13 protein-coding genes are annotated in these 20,021 nt (G+C 26.9%); 10 read left to right on the forward strand and 3 right to left on the reverse strand.

Features of this window, described 5'->3' with window-relative positions; translation table 11 throughout:
- The first annotated feature begins 132 nt into the window (after positions 1–132).
- From ACMX2D_RS01080 to ACMX2D_RS01095, 4 genes are all read left to right on the forward strand, one after another.
- Complete coding sequence (locus ACMX2D_RS01080) at positions 133–732, forward strand: TetR/AcrR family transcriptional regulator (protein WP_414972400.1); 600 nt, start codon at positions 133–135, stop codon at positions 730–732.
- A 1-nt stretch (position 733) separates the two neighbouring features.
- The gene (locus ACMX2D_RS01085; protein WP_414972401.1) at positions 734–2,788 is read left to right on the forward strand and encodes an efflux RND transporter permease subunit; all 2,055 of its coding nucleotides are present in this window, start codon (positions 734–736) and stop codon (positions 2,786–2,788) included.
- 14 nt (positions 2,789–2,802) lie between these two features.
- Positions 2,803–5,133 (forward strand): hypothetical protein, encoded by a 2,331-nt coding sequence (locus ACMX2D_RS01090; protein ID WP_414972402.1) that lies wholly within the window; start codon positions 2,803–2,805, stop codon positions 5,131–5,133.
- Positions 5,134–5,473: 340 nt separating this feature from the next.
- Positions 5,474–9,316 (forward strand): leucine-rich repeat domain-containing protein, encoded by a 3,843-nt coding sequence (locus ACMX2D_RS01095; RefSeq protein WP_414972403.1) that lies wholly within the window; start codon positions 5,474–5,476, stop codon positions 9,314–9,316.
- Between the two features lie 58 nt (positions 9,317–9,374).
- Here the strand turns inward: ACMX2D_RS01095 and ACMX2D_RS01100 are convergent, their stop codons facing one another.
- On the reverse strand, positions 9,375–9,764 hold the full coding sequence (locus ACMX2D_RS01100) for a hypothetical protein (RefSeq protein WP_414972405.1): 390 nt from the start codon (positions 9,762–9,764) through the stop codon (positions 9,375–9,377).
- Between the two features lie 134 nt (positions 9,765–9,898).
- On the opposite strand from ACMX2D_RS01100, the gene ACMX2D_RS01105 reads away from it, so the two are divergent.
- Both ACMX2D_RS01105 and ACMX2D_RS01110 read left to right on the forward strand, forming a co-directional pair.
- Positions 9,899–11,116 (forward strand): hypothetical protein, encoded by a 1,218-nt coding sequence (locus ACMX2D_RS01105; RefSeq protein ID WP_414972406.1) that lies wholly within the window; start codon positions 9,899–9,901, stop codon positions 11,114–11,116.
- Positions 11,107–12,279, forward strand: coding sequence for an IS1182 family transposase (locus tag ACMX2D_RS01110; RefSeq protein WP_414972701.1), 1,173 nt, complete (start codon positions 11,107–11,109; stop codon positions 12,277–12,279). Before ACMX2D_RS01105 ends, ACMX2D_RS01110 begins: the two co-directional genes overlap by 10 nt.
- Before the next feature lie 114 nt (positions 12,280–12,393).
- Here the strand turns inward: ACMX2D_RS01110 and ACMX2D_RS01115 are convergent, their stop codons facing one another.
- Positions 12,394–13,395: an asparaginase gene (locus tag ACMX2D_RS01115; protein ID WP_414972408.1), complete on the reverse strand. Its 1,002-nt coding sequence runs from the start codon at positions 13,393–13,395 to the stop codon at positions 12,394–12,396.
- A 129-nt stretch (positions 13,396–13,524) separates the two neighbouring features.
- Complete coding sequence (locus ACMX2D_RS01120; RefSeq protein ID WP_414972409.1) at positions 13,525–14,967, reverse strand: ABC transporter substrate-binding protein; 1,443 nt, start codon at positions 14,965–14,967, stop codon at positions 13,525–13,527.
- A 235-nt stretch (positions 14,968–15,202) separates the two neighbouring features.
- Here ACMX2D_RS01120 and ACMX2D_RS01125 point away from each other — a divergent pair, with 235 nt between their 5' ends.
- From ACMX2D_RS01125 to lpdA, 4 genes are read left to right on the forward strand one after another with little or no spacing between them, the layout of a single operon-like run.
- Positions 15,203–16,177 (forward strand): thiamine pyrophosphate-dependent dehydrogenase E1 component subunit alpha, encoded by a 975-nt coding sequence (locus ACMX2D_RS01125; protein WP_217198177.1) that lies wholly within the window; start codon positions 15,203–15,205, stop codon positions 16,175–16,177.
- Positions 16,178–16,199: 22 nt separating this feature from the next.
- Positions 16,200–17,189, forward strand: coding sequence for an alpha-ketoacid dehydrogenase subunit beta (locus ACMX2D_RS01130; RefSeq protein WP_269720398.1), 990 nt, complete (start codon positions 16,200–16,202; stop codon positions 17,187–17,189).
- Between the two features lie 9 nt (positions 17,190–17,198).
- Positions 17,199–18,236, forward strand: a complete 1,038-nt coding sequence (locus ACMX2D_RS01135; RefSeq protein WP_414972410.1) for a dihydrolipoamide acetyltransferase — start codon at positions 17,199–17,201, stop codon at positions 18,234–18,236.
- A 15-nt stretch (positions 18,237–18,251) separates the two neighbouring features.
- Positions 18,252–19,967: a dihydrolipoyl dehydrogenase gene (lpdA, locus tag ACMX2D_RS01140; RefSeq protein ID WP_414972411.1), complete on the forward strand. Its 1,716-nt coding sequence runs from the start codon at positions 18,252–18,254 to the stop codon at positions 19,965–19,967.
- Positions 19,968–20,021 lie beyond the last annotated feature (54 nt).

Raw genomic sequence — 20,021 nt, forward strand, 5'->3', positions numbered from 1 at the left:
AAGGTTTTTACAATAAGAGCATAAAAATAATAAAAAAATTTTAAAAAAAGTATTGAACATTGTTCATAAAAGTGCTATAATATTCAATGTAAAAATAATGAACATTGTTCAGTTTATAAAAAGGAGAGAATTATGACTAATATTAAAGATAAAAAAATGAGTAAAGAATATAAAATTATTCAAGCCGCACTTGATATATTTCAGGAAAAAGGATATGAGAAAACGACGATTAGAGATATTATGTTAAAAACTGAGTTTGGGTTGGGAACTTTTTATTTATATTTTAAAAGTAAACAAGATTTAAAAGAAAAAATAATTTTAGACAAAGCAATGGATTTAGTTGTTCATGCTGAAAATAAATGTATTCATACTGATTCTGTTGAAAGATATATTTGTTTTTTAAATTATATTATTGATTATTTGATTGAAAATCCATTCGATTTAGAGCTAATATCTCAAAATATTAATTGGACTTTATATACAAAGATTGAAAATGATAAAAGATTTATAGAGGCTGATACAACTTTAAAGTTTATACTTAGTAAGTATGAGAAGTTGTTTTCACATAAATATTCTTATTCACAAAAGTTATATATCCTTTCATTAACCATAGAAATAGTAATTTCTACTTGTAAGAGTGCAATTATGAAAGATTCTATTTTATCAATTGATGAAATGAAAGCTGTTTTATTTGAAGTAATAAAAAAAATATTGATAAGTAATGGAGATTAATATGAGAAAATTTACAAAATTTATTTCACACCATCCAAGACTTGTGTTATTAATAATGACAATGTTATTGATTCCGTCAATAATAAGTTACAAAAATACGGGAGTAAATTATAATATTCTTTCATATTTACCTGCTGATTTAAAATCTACTCAAGGACAAAATATTTTAGATAAAGATTTTAAAAATGCAGCTACAGTAATGGTAATTTTAGATGGTAGTGATAGAGATGCTGAAGAGTTAAAAAAAGAAATAATGAAAATAGATGGTGTAGAAGATGTTATTTCAAGAACATCAATAATTGGAGATTCTATTCCCAGTGATTTTTTACCGGATAAAATTAAGAATATTTTTTATTCCAAAGGAAGTACATTGATGATGGTAAAGTTTAATGAACCGGCTTCATCATTCAAAACTATGAATGCTATCGAAAGCATAAGAAATATTCAATCAAATAAAAAATATTTGAGTGGAGTAAGTTCACTAGTCAAAGATACAAAGGATTTAATAGATAAAGAGACTGTTATTTATGTCGGGCTAGCAATTGTTTTAGGCTTGATTATATTGAGTATTACTAATGAATCTACTGTTATTCCTTTTGTGTTTATGTTAACAATAGGATATGCGGTTATTTATAATTTTGGAACTAATATATTTTTGGGAGAGATATCGTATTTAACCAAAGCTATTGCAGCTGTTCTTCAATTAGCAGTAACAATGGATTATTCAATTTTTTTATATCACAGGTATGTTGAAGAAAAGAAAAAAAGAAATAGTCGTAATGAAGCTATGGATAGGGCAATTCAAAATACATTCACTTCCTTATTTTCATCTTCACTTACAACAATTGCCGGATTTTTGGTTTTGATTTTAATGAGATTAACATTAGGAAAAGATATTGGACTTGTAATGGCTAAAGGAGTTCTAATCGGTTTGTTATGTACAGTAATTGTACTTCCACCGATGCTTTTAATTGCGGAAAAAGCTGTAAATAGATATAATCATAAGGTTTTGTTACCTTCATTTAATCGATTAGCTGATTTTGATATTAATAAAAGAAAAATTTTAGCATTAGTATTTATATTGCTTTTTATACCTGCTATTATAGGTTCTAATAATACAAAACTTTATTACAATCTTGATAGATCTTTACCACAAGATTTAGATTCAATTATTTCGCTAAATAAAATGAAAAAAGATTATAATATGGCAAGTACACATTTTATTATTGTTAAAGAAGATTTATCAAACTCAAATTTAACTTCTATGATTGATGAATTAGAAAAAGTAGATGGAATTAATAGTGTATTGAGTACACATTCTGTAACTGGAGTTACTTTACCTGCTGAGTTTTTGCCTGATAAATTAAGAGATAATTTTGTGAAGAATGGCTATCAAATGATAATGATAAATTCGGAATATCAAACCGCATCACCTGAAGTTAATAGACAAATAGAAAAAATCAGAAATATTATTTCAAAATATGATGATGAAGGATATCTAACAGGAGAAGCGGTATTGACCGATGATTTGACAGAAGTTTCAGAAAAAGACTTCAAAATGGTAAATATTGCTTCCATAATTACCGTATTTATAATTATAGCAGTTGCATTTAAGTCTATTGGAATACCAATTATCTTAATATCTGCAATAGAATTGGCTATTCAGATTAATATGGCTATTCCTTATTATTTAGGTCAGACTATTCCATTTATCACATCAATAATAATAGGAGTAATTCAATTAGGATCAACTATAGATTATTCAATTTTGATGACTGACAGATTTTTACATGAATATAGAAAGACAAAAGATTTAAATAATTCTTTGAGAGTTTCTGTAAAAGAAACTTCCAAGTCAATAGTAACAAGCGCATTATCTTTTATGGCTGCAACTATTGGAGTAGGACTTTATTCAAAAATGGAAATAGTATCTACAATATGTATGTTTTTAGCCAGAGGTGCTATTATAAGTATGTTAGTAATAATAATTTTATTACCGGCTATATTGAGTGTAACTTTTCCATTTATTAAAAAAACAACAAAAAATTTAGTATAGAGGAGAGGATGATAATGAATAAAAAATTTCAAAAAATTGTAGCATTAAGTTTGCTTTTTTCAATGGTTATTGTGAATGTTTCATTTGCACAAGAAAATAATGTAATTAAGAAAAGCGAAACGGTTTATGTAACAGTAGATGGAAATGAAGTCAAAGATAAAACAGTATCAGTTTGGTTAAATTCCAATAAAAATATAAAAGTAAAAGATAAATCCAATTTAAAAGAGGTAAAAAATTTAAAAACAGATGAAAAAGTTTTAGGAAAAAATGGATATTTAAACTGGAACGAAGATAAAAAAGATATATATTATCAAGGAAAAACCGATAAAGATTTACCTGTAGAGTTGACTGTAAAATATTATTTGGATAATAAAGAAATTAAAAATTCTGAATTAGAAGGAAAAACCGGACATTTAAAGATAGTTTTAAGTTCTAAAAACAATAGATATGAAACAAAAAATATAAACGGAAAAAATAAAGAGGTATATTCACCATATATCGTGGCAACAGCTATGATTTTTAGTGATGATAAAGTAAGCGATATAAAATCAGATGATGTAAAAATAGTTAAAGATGGTAAAAATCAAATAGTAACATCAATTTTAACTCCCGGATTGAAGCAAAATTTTGAAGATATTTTAAAAGAAAAAGATTTAAAGCTATTTAAAGACACAATTTCATTGGAAATGGAAATAAAAAATTACAAACCGATAGAAATCTATTCAGTTATTACAAATGAATTATTCCAAGAAAAGAAAAATATTGATTCACTTGATAAATTAAAGGATGGGATAAAACAATTAGAAGATAATTCACAAAAATTATTTGATGCTTCTGTTAAGTTAGCCGAAGGGCAAGACAAATTGAATAATGGAATTGGTCAAATGCAAAGCGGAGTAAAAAAACTCTATTCAGGAACAGAAAAATTATCTGATTCAATGAAAGCGATTAAGAGTAAATTTGATTCTCTAGAACCAAAAGTTGGAGTAATTCAAAAGTATATTTCTGAAATGTATGAAGGCAGTGTGAAACTATTTAACGGAGTAAATATTTATACAGGAGCTGTAGGTGAAATAAATAAAAATGTTGAAAAAATTCAATATGGAGCAACTCAACTTGCTAAAGGCTCAAGTGATTTAGATAATGGAGTTGGAAGGTTAAAATATGCTACTGGAAAAATGAAAGTTGGAACTAAAAAACTTGATAATATAATTGCTCAAAAGGATGAATTATTAAATAAGTCATCACAATTATCTCAAGGATTGACTAATTTAGGAAGTAGCTATGGAACATTAGTCTCCGGAATCGAACAAATTTCAAAAAAATCTACTGAATTAAAAAATTCAACTCAAGAATTTAATAGTAAATTTCACCAAGTTGAAAATTCAATAAAAAACTTAAATTCTAATATTTCTTTAGAAAATGATATTAAATATTTAGAAGCAAAAGCTAATAATATTCAAAAAGTCATTGATGATTTATCAAACAAAAATAAAGATGGAAGTTTGACATCTGAAATATCCATTTTAAATAAAACAAAAAATGATTTGTTAAATGAATCAAAAACTTTAAAATCAAAACAATCAGCTTTAGCTAAAGTAAATACTTTAGGACAAACTATGTCAAAACTGGTAACTAATTCAGATATGCTACTAAAAGGCAATACCGATTTATCAAATGCTTTATCAAATGTTTATGAAAAGATGAATGAGACAAAATCACAATTGGAAAAATCTTCTTTAGAATTAAACAAAGGACTTTCAAAAATAACAGAAAGTTTGAAAGGCGATGACTTGAATATTTTAAAATCATCAATTGAACAATTAGATGGAGCAACCGGAAAAATTAAAACTGGAACTGAAAGTTTAAAATCAGCTACTAATCAAAATAAAGTTGCAATGGGAATGTTACAATCAGCGATGAGTAAATTAGATGAAAATTCTAATTCTTTAAAGAATGGTTCTGGGCAATTAGCTAATGGATTAGGTGAATTTAAAACACAATCTCAAATTTTAAACTCATTATCTAAATTCAAAGAACAAGCTATTATTCCATTTTCAAATGCTATTAATTCACTTAATGAAGGACTTAAAAAAATGGATTCAAGTACTGATCAATTAAAAGAAGGTAGTGATAAATTGACTTCATCACAAAAAGAATTTAATTCAAAATTAGGAGAATTTAAACAAAAGGGAATTGATGAATTGGGAAGCAAAACAAAAAATATAATCACATTCAAAGATATTATAGATGTAATGTTTGGGATGTCCAAACAAAATGCATCACTTACAGGAACAGATGATAACTTTGACACAAAATCTAGAATTATAGAAAAAATAAAATAAAAGTTATAATAAAAAATGAAAACCCCTAAAAACTTATAAAAAGGATTAGGGGTTTTTTATATAAAAAAATTTTTTATATTCTTTTCAATTATTTGTGTTTTAAAAGTGGAATAATTTTATATAAAATTTATTTATAATTTATTATAAATTTGAAAAAATATTTATAAGAGTCAGTATTCATCAATCTTAGTAAATTCAAATAATACTTCAACTGAGAATATTTACTTATATCTATTATTTTTTAAATTAAAATTAAATAGTTATAATACAAGATAAAATAACTAATAAATTGACAAAGAATTTCTACTATGATAAAATTCCTTTTAAGGAGGATATTAAAATGAAAATCAAAAAAATTTTATCTTATGTAGCATTACTTTCGATTTTATTGACTGTAATGCCAATTAGCAGTTTTGCTAATGAACCGGTGTCGGTTGTTAGAAACTATACTGACGAAAGTAAATTTGTATTTGACGAAAATACAAATACAATAACGAAATTTACAGGCGATGAAACAGATATAGTTATACCTGCAAAAATCAATGGTGTAGATGTTAAAGCCATTGGTAAAGTGGCTTTTAAAGGGAAAAAAATAAAGTCAGTTGTTTTAAATGAGGGAATGGAAATTATAGGTAATGGTGCTTTTGCAGGTGTTACAACTTTAGAAAAAATAAATTTCCCATCAACTTTAAAGAAAATTGATGATATGGCTTTTGTAAAAACATCATTGAAAGAATTGAAATTAAATGAAGGTTTGCAAGTAATAGGTAAAAGAGCATTTTCGAATTGTTCTTCTTTACAAAAAATTAATCTTCCTAATTCTTTGACTAAAATTTCCGATAATGCCTTTGAAAAATGTAAAATCTCTAATGATGTTGTATTTGGAGAAAATTTAGGACATGTAGGACATAAAGTTTTTTCCGGTAATGGTAATGATATAAATATTAGTATTTCAAAGAATGGAAATAAATTATTCCTACACGATGAACTATTCTTGAAAAATCAAAATGAGTTAAATATTCCGCACGGAAGAGAAATTATGCTTTTTGTAAGAGCTTTTTGTGATGGCTCTTGTAGTAGTTCTAGAAAAATAACTTTAGATTGCGGAGAAATAAAAGTTAATGAAAGTGACTCTAAAGAAGAAATAATTAAAAAATTAAAAGATAAAATTAAACTTACATCTGGATTTGTAAAAATAGGTGGTGCAAGTGATGGTTCTTTGGATGAGTATTTTGAAACAGAAATAAATTATGATGTCAATGAAAGCATATCTGATGGTTCAATTATTTCAGGCAAATTCAAAAAGTTTAAAGATGGAGCTTATGTAAAAGCAAATCAAAACAAAGAATTAATAGAATCTGTATTGGATAGATACGAAATAAAGGTAAAAGTTAAAGTTATTTCTAATAATAAAGAATTTAATGCTGAAGACTTTAATTATGAAGATGTAAAAAGTAAAATAATTTCAAAAAGAAGTTACTTTGGAATTTCAGGTTTTTCAGAAAAAGGTCTTGAAAAATTAAAGACAAATAAAGATTTGGTAATTCCTAAAACTGTTATAATTAAAGAAAATGGTGCTGATGTTGAGAAGAGAATAGAAGGTATTTGTTCTAAGGCGTTTGAAAATAAAGAACTTAATTCAGTTAAGATAAATATTTCAGAAGGATACAATGAATACATAATCGATACGGGAGCTTTTCAAAAGAATAATTTAAAAGAGTTTGAAATTCCTGATGGTGTTAAATTTATAGAATCCTATGCTTTTAAGAATAATAAAATTAAAAAACTATTTATTCCACAAACTGTTGTAAAAGTTGGAAATGAAAGCTTTGCGTATAATGAGATTGAAGAGCTTAAAGTTTCAGATAGTGTATCTCTATTTCAATTTGACTCTTTCAGTTTTGCTCACAATAAAATTAAAGAGGTAGATTTGCCATTTAGTATATTTAAACTTCTTCAAAATGTATTTGTTGAAAATACCGGAAATGAAGACGGAAAAGTCATTTTATACACAAGAAATAAAAAACATTTGGAAACTTCTACTTATATCAATCCACATAGTGATTATCATAGATTTGTTTTAGTTGGTAAAGATGTTAACCGTAATAGACTTCAAAAAATACTTGAAATAGCTAAAGAGTTGGATAAATCGGACTATGAAGCTACAAGTTTTGAAAAATTAGAAAATATTTATTCAGAAGCGAAAGCTATTATGTTAAATCATAATTCAACACAAAAAGATATTGATGAAATAACAAAAAGTTTAAGTAAAGCAATCGAAAATTTGGTTCCAAATGGTGCAAATAAAAAGGCATTAATAAAAAATATTTCAAGATTAAGTAATATTAATAAAATTCTATATACAGAAGACTCATATAATAAGTTTATAGAAGAACTTGAAAAAGCAAAGCTTGTAGTAAAAGATGCTTCAGCTAAACAAGATGATATTGATAAAGCACTATTGGAGTTATTAAAAGCGGAAGGAAAACTTGTTTTAAGTGAAGAAGCAAAATATAATAAGAATGATTTTATTTTTGAAGGAACTAAGATAGTTGGTTTTTCAGAGCTTGGTAAGGAAAAATCAGAATACAATAAAAATTTAGTTATTCCTAATCAAAACAAAAATGGAGAGGCTATAACGGAAATTGGCGACAATGCTTTTGAATATACAGGAGAGTATGAATATACAACAGATACCGGAGAATCTTTAAATGGTCTTTTAAGTGTTGAAATTCCAAAAACAGTAAAGAAAATAGGTAAAAGTGCTTTTCAAAAGAATAAGTTAAAGGAAGTTATCTTACCTGAAGGATTGGAAGAAATAGGAACTCTTGCATTTAATGGTAATGAATTGATAAGCATTGAAATACCGGATTCAGTTGTTAAAATGGGAGAGGGAACTTTTTCATTAAATAATATTTCTTATGCAAAACTTTCAAAAAATATGAAAACTGTACCAAATGGTATTTTTTCAAGAAATCTTAATTTGAAAAACATAGATATTCCTGATGGTGTAGAAACAATCGGTCAATCAGCTTTTTCAGGTTGTCCATTGGAAAGCATAAATATTCCAAACACCGTAAAAACAATAGGAAGATATGCATTTTTATCACATAGAATTACAACTCTTGAAATACCATCATCAGTTGAAACTATTGAAGATCAAGCTTTTGCTTCAAATAAAAAATTCAGATATTTAAAAAATTTGATATTAAATGAGGGACTCAAAACAATAGGAAAAGACGCATTCAAAAGTTGTCTAATTGAAGAAGTTGTTATTCCATCAAGTCTAACATTTTTAGACAAGAATGCTTTTAATGACAATATGGATAGTGAAAAAAATGTTATTAAAGTTAAAGTTTACACTTATAATAAAGAACATCTAAAATTTGAACAAAGCAAACATCATAAAATTATATTAAAAAACATAGAACTTGAAAATTTAAAAACGGAAATAGAAAAAGCAAAAACTATTAAGAATTCTGATAAATATATTTATTCAGAGGAAAATATAAAATCAGATTTTGATAAGATTCTTAAGGATTGTGAAGAGGCTTTAAATAATCCTATAAGTCAAAAAAATATTGACAGTTTAACAAAAGCTTTAAGTGAAAGTTTGTCAAAATTAAATGGTGTTAAACCGTCTAATCCTGAAGAAAAACCTGAAGATGACTTGATTACAACATTAACTGATCCAAAAACTAATATTTCAGTTTCAGGGAAAAGATTATCAGACTTTATACTTGTTGTTGAAAAAATAAATGGAGAAGACTTCTTAGCATTTAAAGGTAAAGATGTTTCAATCTTTGACATCTCATTTGTAAATAAGATAACTAATGAAAAAGTTAAAATTAAAGATGGTGATTATACAGTTTCAATTCCTAGAGAAAAAGGTAAAACGGTAAATAAGGTTTACTATATTGACAAAAAAGGAAATCTGGAAGAAAAAACTTTTACTCAAAATGAAAAATCTATAATATTTAAAACAGGACATTTTTCAATGTATGCAGTTGAGTATAAAAAAGGAAATAATGAAAAAGATAAAATAATAGATAAGGATAAAGTTATAGATAAAAACAAAACAAATAAAAAATTACCAAAAACAAATATCTCCAGTAATTCGATATTAGTTCCGACTTTGTTAGGAATAGCGAGTATAATAATAAAAAAGAAAAAATATAAGTAATTAAAAGAAAAAACCTAATCTATTTTGTGTAGATTAGGTTTTTTATATAAAATTTACTCTAACTTTTTTTAATTTCTTCATGTTTACAATGTGGACAAATTACTTTTATCTTTCCTTTTCCCCTTGGAATTCTAAGTTCCTGTCCGCAATTTTTACATTTAAAATACTTGTAATTTTTTCTGTCTTTGGATGAAAATTTTAAAAGTCTTGAGTATATTGGAGAAATTAGATTAAAAAATTTCACTTGCTCCATAGCTCTTTTTCTCTTGTTTTTTGAGAACATCCTAAACATAGCAATAGAAAATAAAATTAATGAAGTTATTGCTAAAATATCACTTTTCTTAAAAAGATTTACAATAGCAAATCCCAGTGAAAGGTAGATTATAATATTATTTAAAACATCTCCGCCATATCTATCTTTCATAAAGTTAAAAAATTTTTGTTTCATAACATTCTCTCCTTAAAAAATCATATTAACTGATTTTATTATACCACAAAAGAGAGTCCTAATAACAGTTTGATATTGTTTGAAATTTGTGATAAAATAAATGAGTATGATGTGATTTTATATAGAGGTGTTTTATGAAAAATTTTGGTATAAGCATTAAATTTCAATATGATATAGACGGATTTTTAGAAAAAATTGATGAATTTGCTGAAGATGATAATTATGGATATTCACTTGAAGAAATTGATGGTTCTATAGTTTTAAATTTTGAAATTCTTCCTTATCTTTCTTGTAATTTTAAAATTGATGAAGAAATTGAAATGAGAACAGAAACTTGCTATTACGGAATGGGTTATCATTTGTTAGTTATTGATTTCGTTAATGAACTTTTTGAATTTTTAGGTTGTAAATTTGAAATTAAAGATGACACGGGATTCTATACAGATAATGATATTAAAAAACTTAAAGAAAAGTTTGTTCTTTGGTTTAAAGATAGAGCGGATTTAATTTTAAATAACAAAGAAAATATTAGAATTAAGTCTATTTTTATGGATAATAAAAAATCATTTCCTATAACTACTGATGATTATATTTGTACTTATACAGGAGTAATTTCTCTTTCGGAGTTTGAAGAATTATATAAAAAAGATTTTGAAACAATCTATAGAAGAGTTTTCTTATTTAGTGAAAAAGTAATTGATCCTTATTGTGATGAAAATTATTTGCTTTACCATGTTTGGAATAATTTAAAAGATTTGACATTAGTTGATGATTTTGATGAAAGATTATCTATGGTTATGTTTATGTTTGAAAACTTAATTGAAAATAATGTACAAATACATTTGCCACAAAAATATTGTAGAGAAATATATAAATATTTGGGAGTTGATAAATTCTCATCATCAAATTTTGTATATAGAAAAGTTAGATATGAAGTTGGATATCATTTTTATGATAAATTTTTGAAAGATGTAGACTTTTCGTTGAGAATTCCTAGTTGGTTTGAATATAATGAAAAGTTAAAAGGCTATTTGACAACTGATAATGCCATATTTTTAAGTGAATATATAAGCTTTGAAGGTTTTGATTATGATGAAAAATATTTATCTGAAAAAAGCTCAGAAGATTTTAAAATTTTAATATTTGATACAATAAATAAAAACAATTACTTTTTAGGTTTTGAAAGTTTAGATGATGAATATGGTTATATTTCAATAAAAGAGCAAAATAATATGAATTGTGAAGAAACAAATTGTCAAATTATTGATGTAAAAAGAAATAAAATGTATGAAATTAGTGTTTTAGGAACTGAATCTATGGATATAACAAAACATATGATTGAATTAATTTAGGAGATAGATGGTTTTTAGGATATGATTTTTATGATAATATACCACATTATACAACATATGGACAAAATTACAAGAGAAGATTTAAGGAAACAGATATATTTGAAAAGATATTTGTAAATATATTAAGTCAAGCAGAGAAACAAGGCTTTGTAGATGAAAAGATACAATTTGTAGATTCAACACATGTAAAAGCACATGCAAATAGACATAAGAATATAGAAGTAAAGATAGAAAAGAAAGCAAAGAAGTATCATAGTCAGTTAAATGAAGAGATAAAAAAAGATAGAGAATTAAAAGGGAAAAAGGAATTAAGACCCACCAATGGAAAAGAAATAGTAAAAAAAGTAGAAAGTACAACAGATAAAGAAAGTGGATTATTCCATAAAGGAGAACATAAAGAGGTTTTTGCATATAGTGTACAGACAAGTTGTGATAAAAATGGCTGGGTATTAGCTTGTAGAAGCTATGCAGGAAATTTACATGATAGTGAAACATTTATGGATTTTTACGAAAAGGACTTAAAGAAATTCGAAGTAAGAAAAATAGTAATGGATGCAGGATATAAAACACCGGCAATAGCAAAGATGTTGATAGATGATAAAATACAACCTGTATTACCATACACAAGCCCAAAAGGAAAGAGAAAAGAAGGATTTTATCCAAGAGATTATGTATATGATGAATATTATGATTGTTACATCTGCCCGGAAAATGAGATAATAAAATATAGTACGACAACAAGAGAAGGATATAGAGAATATAGAAGTGATAGGAAAAAATGTAGTAAGTGTAAGAATTTAGAGAAATGTACAGAAAGTAAAAACAAACAAAAAGTAATAACAAGACATATATGGAAGAGTTACTTAGAAGAATGTGAAGAATACAGATATACAAAGAGAGGAAAAGAAGAATATAAAAGAAGAAAAGAGACGATAGAAAGAACATTCGGAACGGTAAAAGAATATCATGGATTTAGATATACAAATGAAAAAGGGAAAGCAAAAATGCAAATAAAAGCTCTCCTAACTTTTGCGTGTCTAAATATGAAAAAATTAGCAAATATGATGAGTAGATTAGGTAGAAAGAGACCTAATTTTTTAATTTTCAGAGAAATTTATATAAAATTTAAGATTTTGAGAAATTTTCATATAATTTTTAATTAAAAACAAAAATACATAAAAAAAGCACAGACAAAATTTATGCTTTGTCTGGACTCTGAAACTCAGGGTTTTTAAAATCCTGAGTTTTTTGTTATAAAAAATTAGTTTTAAAGTTTATTAATTTTCTTTAAATATCATATCATTATTTATTTTTGTATAGAATAATTTTTTTACTGTTTCAAAATCATTACCAAAATTTCCTAAAATCCACATTATTTTTGTAACTGTTGCTTCTGTTGTCATATTTTGGGATTCTAAGTAAGAGATTGAACTTATTCTTTTTCCGACTTCATAAACTCCAACATCAGAACCCTCTTGTGGAACTTGTGTTGTCATTATTATAGTTTTTTCGTTGTCGTATTCTAATATTAATCTCTTCAGTTCTGTTTCTATTGTTTTTGGAATTCCACCAACGCCGAAACTTTCAATTATTATTGCATCATAGTTTTTGAAAATTTCAGGTAGTATTTTAGCAGTCATAGAAGGAATTAATTTTAATACAAAAACATTAGTATTTAATGAGTCATAAAATTTAACTTCTTTTTCATTTTCTTCACAGTTAATATATCTATAAATTTTTTCATCTTGCATAATTGCTAGGAATGGGAAGTTTACAGATGAAAAAGCATCAAAGCTTTTTGATCTTTCTTTTCTGGCTCTTGTTCCTGCAATTACTTTTCCATCAAAAACAATGCTAACACCTTTTGAATTGCTTTTTGAGGCATATAAAAGGCTATTTAATAAATTATTTTTTGCATCTGTTATATGCATATCTATTGATTTTTGTGAACCGGTTAAAACTATTGGCTTTTGACTGTTTTGTATTAGATATGATAGAGCTGAAGCTGTATATGCCATTGTATCAGTACCATGTGTAATTACAAAGCCATCATATTTTTCATAATTTTTTTGAATTTCATCTTTTATCTTTAACCAATGTTCCGGTTGCATATCTGTTGAATCTACATTTAAAAGATTTACTGTATCTATTTCAAAATCAAGTTTTGTAAAATTTAAGTATTCAAGTAGCTTTTTTGAATTTATTTTTGGGGTTAATCCTTCATCGGTTGGCATTGATGCGATTGTTCCACCTGTTGAAATTAATAAAATTTTTTTCATAACCTAAACTCCTATATTTGTAATTTTTACATCAGCTATATTATATCACAAAAAATTAATAATTAAATATTAATTTTTATTGTAGAATAACAATGTTCTAAAAGCGAAGCATCTTAGAAAAAGAGATTTTTAGTGTTTTAATAAATTTTTTATTAATAATAGTCCATTTGGATTTATATGAAGTCCTTGTATATTATTATGAACAAGAACAGAAAATGAACGTTTATATAGTGGGAAAATAAGATTATCTCTTTGTATATCTTCAATAGAAGTGTACATTTTTGAGAAGTCATCATTTTGTAAAAAGTGATTAATATAGTATTTTATATCCAAATCATCGGTAGTTCCAATATTAAAGATTGAATGTGTTATTTCTGAAGTTCCGTCGTTTTTTATACTTACTTTAATTTTATATTTATCAATCCACTCTTTTGATAGAGATGCCAAAATTCTTTCAGATAATTTTGTTCCATTACCGCTTAAGGTAAGAACCTCATTTTGTAAATTTGAAGATTTTAAAATTTCCTCAACTTCATTTTTTAATTTTGAAATTTGTTCTGAAACTAAATTTTCTCTTTGAATCATAGGGACTGAATTATTATACAAAATGAATTCAGCTAAAAATTTAGAATCTATTAAATCATTCAAATTTTTCCTTAAAGTATCATTTTTTAATATTTTATTGTTTGTGTCTAATTTTAAAAATTCAAAAATATTAGTTTTAAAGTTTAGAAGTTCCGGCTTTTTACTGGAATCCAGTCGTCTTTCATAAGGAATTTCATAAAATGGAAGGCCAAAGAAATCTAATTGTTTTAAGTCGAAAAGCTGATAAGCCAGTATTTCATTTTCAACTAATTTTAAAGTTACTTTTTTTATTTTTGTATTTATATTATCCCAATAGTTTTCGTTTTGTTCTAAAATTATTTCTTCATCATTATAGCTTTTTAATTTAAAAGCACTATTAGTTATAAGATTCTCTTTATTTATCTTAGTACCTTTTTTAGTAGGAAACATAAAGACATTTGAAAGTATTTCATCGAAATTTTTAACAGGATATTCCATAGTTACTTCTATTGTTTTTTTGTTTAAAATTTTAATCCCATCAAATTCCTTGAGTTTTGCTTTTCCATCGTATAGTTTTTTTGCGTCTTTAATAAAAAATAGTTTAAAAGCATTAGGATTTTTATTTTCATAATTTAAAATGCTCATCCAAGACTCTACATAATCTTCTGCAGTAATATCTGATCCGTCAGACCATTTTAAATTATCTCTAAGAGTAATAGTCCACTTTTTAAAATCTGCACTTTTTTCTATGCTTTCAGCTTGGTTTAAGGCTATTTTTCCATGAGATGAATATTCAGTAAGACCTTCAAAAAGTTGAGATACCACTGAATCATTATTTAGGCTGTCTGATAATTTCGGATCCAAATTGTACTCTTGTTTTTTAATTGCTGTTACTATTTCTGTATTTGAAGTTTTTGAATTATCGCTTTGTTTGTCTTTCTTATTATTTGAACATGACACTAGAAGAAAAGTCATTAATATTAAAAATATTTTTAAAAATTTTTTCATAATATTCTCCTTTAAAATTTTTCTAACAGATATATTTTATCATAATTGGATAAAAAATAAAATGATTACAAAAAAGTAATAAAATAATTAAAGATTATAGTGATTTGAATCACAATTATTGTGTTTCTAAAATTTTATTGTTAAAAAATTAAATAAGTTTTGATATATCTTATTAATATGAGGTAAATAGAAAATACAAAATAAAAATTTTGATATAAAATTTTGGAGGTTTGTTGTGAGTAATTCAAAAAAATTAACAAAAAAAGAACTTTTAGAAATGTATGATAAAATGTTGCTTATAAGACATTTCGATATGGAACTTAGTAAATTATATTCAAGAGGATTTATACATGGAATGACACATTATTCTGTTGGGGAAGAAGCTGCGAATGTAGGTGCTATTTATCCAATGAGAAAAGAAGATTTAATGTATTCAAATCATAGAGGACATGGTCAAACAATTACAAAAGGTATTGATATAAATAAAATGATGGCAGAAATTTTGGGAAAATCTACTGGTCAATGTAAAGGTCGTGGAGGCAGTATGCATCTTTACAATTTGGAAGTAAATAATATGGGATGTAATGGTATTGTTGGCGGTGGACATGGTTTAAGTACTGGTGCAGCTCTTGCTCAAAAAATGAAAAAGACAGGAAATGTTGTTGTTTGTTGTATGGGTGAAAGTGCTACAAATGAAGGAAGTTTTCATGAATGTTTAAATATGGCATCAATATGGAAATTACCTTTAATATTTTATGTAATAAATAATAAATATGGTATTTCAATGTCTCAACAAAGATCAATGACTGTTGAAAGAGTTGTTGATAGAGCAGAAGCCTATAAAGTAAAATCATTTTATGTTGAAGATGGAAATAATGTTTTAGATGTTTATGATGCTATGAGTGAAGCTATTGAATATGCTAGAGAAGGTAATGGACCTGTTTTGGTTGAAGCGAAAAGCTATAGATGGTTTGGTCACTCTGCTTCAGATGCAGGAAAATATAGAGATAAAAAAGAAGTTGACGAATGGAAAGAAAAAGATCCAAATGTTGCATTTAAAAAATATTTGGTTGAAAATAAAATTGCGACTGAAAGTGAACTTGATGAAATGGAAGAAAGTGTAAAGAAAGTAATCGCTGATGCAATAACTTTTGCTAAGGAATCACCTTTAGCAGATGAAAAAGATGCTTGTACTGACAATTATGCTTAATATTATTTAATAGGAGAAGATTATGGCTAGTGAAATAAAAATTATGACTTTGCGTGAAGCAATAAAAGAAGCAATGTCCGAAGAAATGCGTAGAGATGAAAATGTATTTTTAATGGGAGAAGATGTTGGTATTTTCGGAGGAGATTTCGGAACTACTGTCGGAATGCTTGAAGAATTTGGAGAAGAAAGAGTTAGAGATTGTCCTATAAGTGAAGCTGCTATAGCAGGAGCTGCCGCAGGTGCAGCGTCTGTTGGAATGCGCCCTATCGTTGATTTAACTTTTATGGATTTTGTTACAATAGCAATGGATGCTATAGTAAATGAAGCTGCTCCAATGAGATATATGTTAGGTGGAGAAGTAAGTGTTCCAGTTGTTTATCGTTGTGCATCAGGTTCAGGTACTGGAGCCGCTGCTCAACACTGCAAGGCTCTTGAATCATGGTTCTGTCATATTCCCGGGTTAAAAGTTGTTGCACCCGGAACAGTGAATGATGCTTATGGAATATTAAAAGCATCAATAAGAGATAATAATCCAGTAATTTTCATTGAATCCAAAGCCCTTTTTGGAAGAAAAGGAGAAGTTAAGGTTGGAGAAATTGTTGAAATCGGAAAAGGGGAAGTTAAAGTCGAAGGTAAAGATGTAACTTTAGTTTCTTGGGGAAGAATGTTAGAAAGGGCTTTACAGGCCGCTGAAGAATTAAAAGCTGAAGGAATTAGTGTAGAAGTTGTTGACCCAATAACATTAGTACCTTTAGATGAAGACTTGATAGTTGAATCTGTTAAGAAAACAGGAAGACTTGTTCTTTGCCATGATTCATTTAAAACAGGTGGATTTGGTGGAGAAATTTCAGCTAGAATTGCTGAAAGTGATGCTTTTGATTATTTAGATGCGCCAATTTATAGACTTGCTGGAGCCGACACAAATATACCTTCTGCTAAAAACTTAGAGGCAGTAATTGTACCAAGTGTTGAAGATATTAAAAATACAATTAGAAAAGCAGTTAATAGATAGGAGGAAATTATGTCTGATATAAAATTAAGAGCAACACCTGCTGCAAGATTTTTATCTAAGCAAAATAATATCGACTTATCATTGCTAAAAGGAACAGGCCCTAAGGGAAGAATTCAAAAAGAAGATGTTTTAAATTTTAAAAATTTTGGAATTATTAAAGTTTCTTCTCTTGCGAAAAAAATTGCAGAAGTTGAAGGTGTTGATTTAACTAAGGTAACTGGAACTGGAGTTAATGGTAAGATTTTAAAGGAAGATGTTTTAGAATTCTTAGCAAACAAAGATGTAATTTCTACAGAAAAAGCTGTTGAAGAACAACAAGTTGAAACTCAAGAAGTTAAAAAATCATACGGTGAAGTTGAAGAAGTTCCAATGTCAATGATGAGAAGAACTGTTGCTAAGAGAATGAGCGAAAGCTACTTCACAGCACCTGTTTTTGTTGCAAATATAGAAGTTGATATGACTGAAGTTAAAAACTTAAGAGCTAATATTATGCAACAATTAATTGATGAAACAGGATATAAACTTACTATTACAGATATAATTTCTTTAGCTACTGTTAAGAGTTTAGTTAAACATCCATATGTAAATTGTAGTTTATCAGCAGATGGAACTAAAATTTTACTTCATAAATATGTAAATCTTGCTATGGCTGTTGGTCTTGAAAATGGACTTTTAACTCCGGTTGTTAAAAATGCTGAGAAAATGAATTTAAGAGAACTTATGATTTCATTAAAGGACTTAACTAAAAAAGCTGTTGAAATGAAATTAGAGTCAGAAGAATTAGAAGATAGTACATTTACTATTAGTAACTTAGGAATGTTTGGAATTGATTCTTTTGCTCCTATTATAAATCAACCTAATAGTGCTATTTTAGGTGTAAGTGCAACTGTTGATAAACCGGTTGTTCTTAATGGAGAAATAATTGTAAGACCTATTATGAAATTATCAATTACTGTTGATCATAGGGTTGTTGATGGAATGGAAGCAGCGAAGTTTTTAAATACTTTGAAAAATTATTTAGAAAATCCTATTTCAATTTTAGTTTAGTGTGAGGAGAAAATTATGTTAACAGAAGTAATAATGCCAAAAGCTGGTAGTGAAATGGAAGAAGGTCAAATTGTAAAATGGCTTAAAAAAGAGGGAGACAAAGTTGAAGCTGGAGAAATAATTCTAGAAATTATGACTGATAAGGTTAATATGGAAATTGAAGCTGAAGCTTCAGGAACTTTGCTTAAAATTTTAAAACAAGATGGAGAAATTGTTCCGGTTATAACAACTATTGCATATATAGGAGATGAAGGAGATGTTATTCCTGAAACTGCTTCAGCACCAGCTAAAGAAGAAGTTAAGGAAGAAGTTAAAGCACAACCTGAAGAAAAAGTTGTTGAAGTTAAAGCTGAAACTAAAAAAGAATTAAAAGACGGTGAATATGATGTTGTTGTAATTGGTGGAGGCCCTGCAGGTTATTATTCAGCAATTAAAGCTGCTCAAAAAGGAGCAAAAGTTGCAATAGCAGAAAATAACAAATTTGGTGGTACTTGCTTAAATAGAGGATGTATTCCAACAAAAACATATTTACAAAATGTTGAAGATATAGAAAGAATTAAATCATCAAGCAAAAGAGGAATTATTTTAGAAAATGATAATGCTACTATTGATGTTGCAAAGGCTTTAAAATTCAAAAATTCTATAGTAAAGAAACTTACTGCTGGTGTTGAATTCTTATTAAAGAGCAATTCAGTAGAAATGTTTAAAGAAACAGCTTATATTAATTCAAATGGAAATGTTACTTTAGAAAGTGGAAAAGAACTTGTATGTGGTTCTGTAATTTTTGCTGGTGGTTCTAAATGTGTTAAAAATATTAAAGGTTCAGAAAATTCAAATGTTATAGACACTGATGAAGCTTTAGATTTAAAAGAAGCACCAGAATCTTTAGTAATAATCGGAGCAGATTATATTGGAGTTGAAATGGCTCAAATATTCAGCTCTTTTGGAAGTAAAGTAACTGTTGTTGAAAGAAAAGAATCAGCAATTAAAGTTGTAGATTCAGAAGTTTCTTCAATTTTAATCAAGTCTTTAGAAAAATCAGGAATTAAATTTATATTTGGTAAAGAAATTACTGAAATTTCAGGAGAAAAAGTATTAGCAGGTTCAGAAGAAGTTGCTAGTGCAAAAGTAATTTTACTTACAACTAGAGAAGCTGATTTAACTGCATTAAAAGATGTAAAACTTGAAGTTTCAAATGGGAATGTTGTTGCAAATGATAAAATGCAATCAAGTTTAAAGAGTGTTTATGTTCCTGGAGATGTTAATGGTAAAAATCTTCTTGCTCATGCTGCTTTTAAAATGGGAGATATTGTTGCATCTGAAATTGTTGAAGGTAAATCAGACAAGTACAATAACAATATTATTCCAAGGGCAATTTACACATATCCTGAAATTGGTAGTGTAGGTTTAACTGAAGAAGAAGCAAAGAAATCTTATGATGTAAAAGTTGGTAAATTTAACTATGGTGCAAATGGTAGAGCTTTAGCTCACGGAGATTCATCAGGAATGGTTAAAATTATTTCAGATGCAAGATATGGAGAAATCTTAGGAGCTCATATTGTTGGACCTAGAGCATCCGAGTTGATTAATGAAGTTTCGGTTTTAATGCAATCTGAAGTTATTGTTGAAGAAGCAATTAAAATGGTATTTGGACATCCAACTTTCTCAGAAGCAATTTATGAAGCAATTGCTGATGTAGAAGGAGTTAGTGTACATTTGCCTAAAAAATAAAATAAATATAAATATTGAAAAAGGATAGAAATTCTATCCTTTTTTTATTGAATA

The organism is Parvimonas oralis (assembly GCF_047608425.1).
In the GTDB taxonomy this organism is placed as follows: Bacteria; Bacillota; Clostridia; order Tissierellales; family Peptoniphilaceae; genus Parvimonas.

Excerpts from the sequence above, each read along its gene's own strand:
- ACMX2D_RS01120 (WP_414972409.1), bottom strand. The coding sequence starts at position 14,967 with ATGAAAAAATTTTTAAAAATATTTTTAATATTAATGACTTTTCTTCTA.
- ACMX2D_RS01095 (WP_414972403.1), top strand. The coding sequence starts at position 5,474 with ATGAAAATCAAAAAAATTTTATCTTATGTAGCATTACTTTCGATTTTA.
- ACMX2D_RS01130 (WP_269720398.1), top strand. The coding sequence starts at position 16,200 with ATGGCTAGTGAAATAAAAATTATGACTTTGCGTGAAGCAATAAAAGAA.
- ACMX2D_RS01135 (WP_414972410.1), top strand. The coding sequence starts at position 17,199 with ATGTCTGATATAAAATTAAGAGCAACACCTGCTGCAAGATTTTTATCT.
- ACMX2D_RS01105 (WP_414972406.1), top strand. The coding sequence starts at position 9,899 with ATGAAAAATTTTGGTATAAGCATTAAATTTCAATATGATATAGACGGA.
- ACMX2D_RS01085 (WP_414972401.1), top strand. The coding sequence starts at position 734 with ATGAGAAAATTTACAAAATTTATTTCACACCATCCAAGACTTGTGTTA.
- ACMX2D_RS01115 (WP_414972408.1), bottom strand. The coding sequence starts at position 13,395 with ATGAAAAAAATTTTATTAATTTCAACAGGTGGAACAATCGCATCAATG.
- ACMX2D_RS01080 (WP_414972400.1), top strand. The coding sequence starts at position 133 with ATGACTAATATTAAAGATAAAAAAATGAGTAAAGAATATAAAATTATT.
- lpdA (WP_414972411.1), top strand. The coding sequence starts at position 18,252 with ATGTTAACAGAAGTAATAATGCCAAAAGCTGGTAGTGAAATGGAAGAA.
- ACMX2D_RS01090 (WP_414972402.1), top strand. The coding sequence starts at position 2,803 with ATGAATAAAAAATTTCAAAAAATTGTAGCATTAAGTTTGCTTTTTTCA.
- ACMX2D_RS01100 (WP_414972405.1), bottom strand. The coding sequence starts at position 9,764 with ATGAAACAAAAATTTTTTAACTTTATGAAAGATAGATATGGCGGAGAT.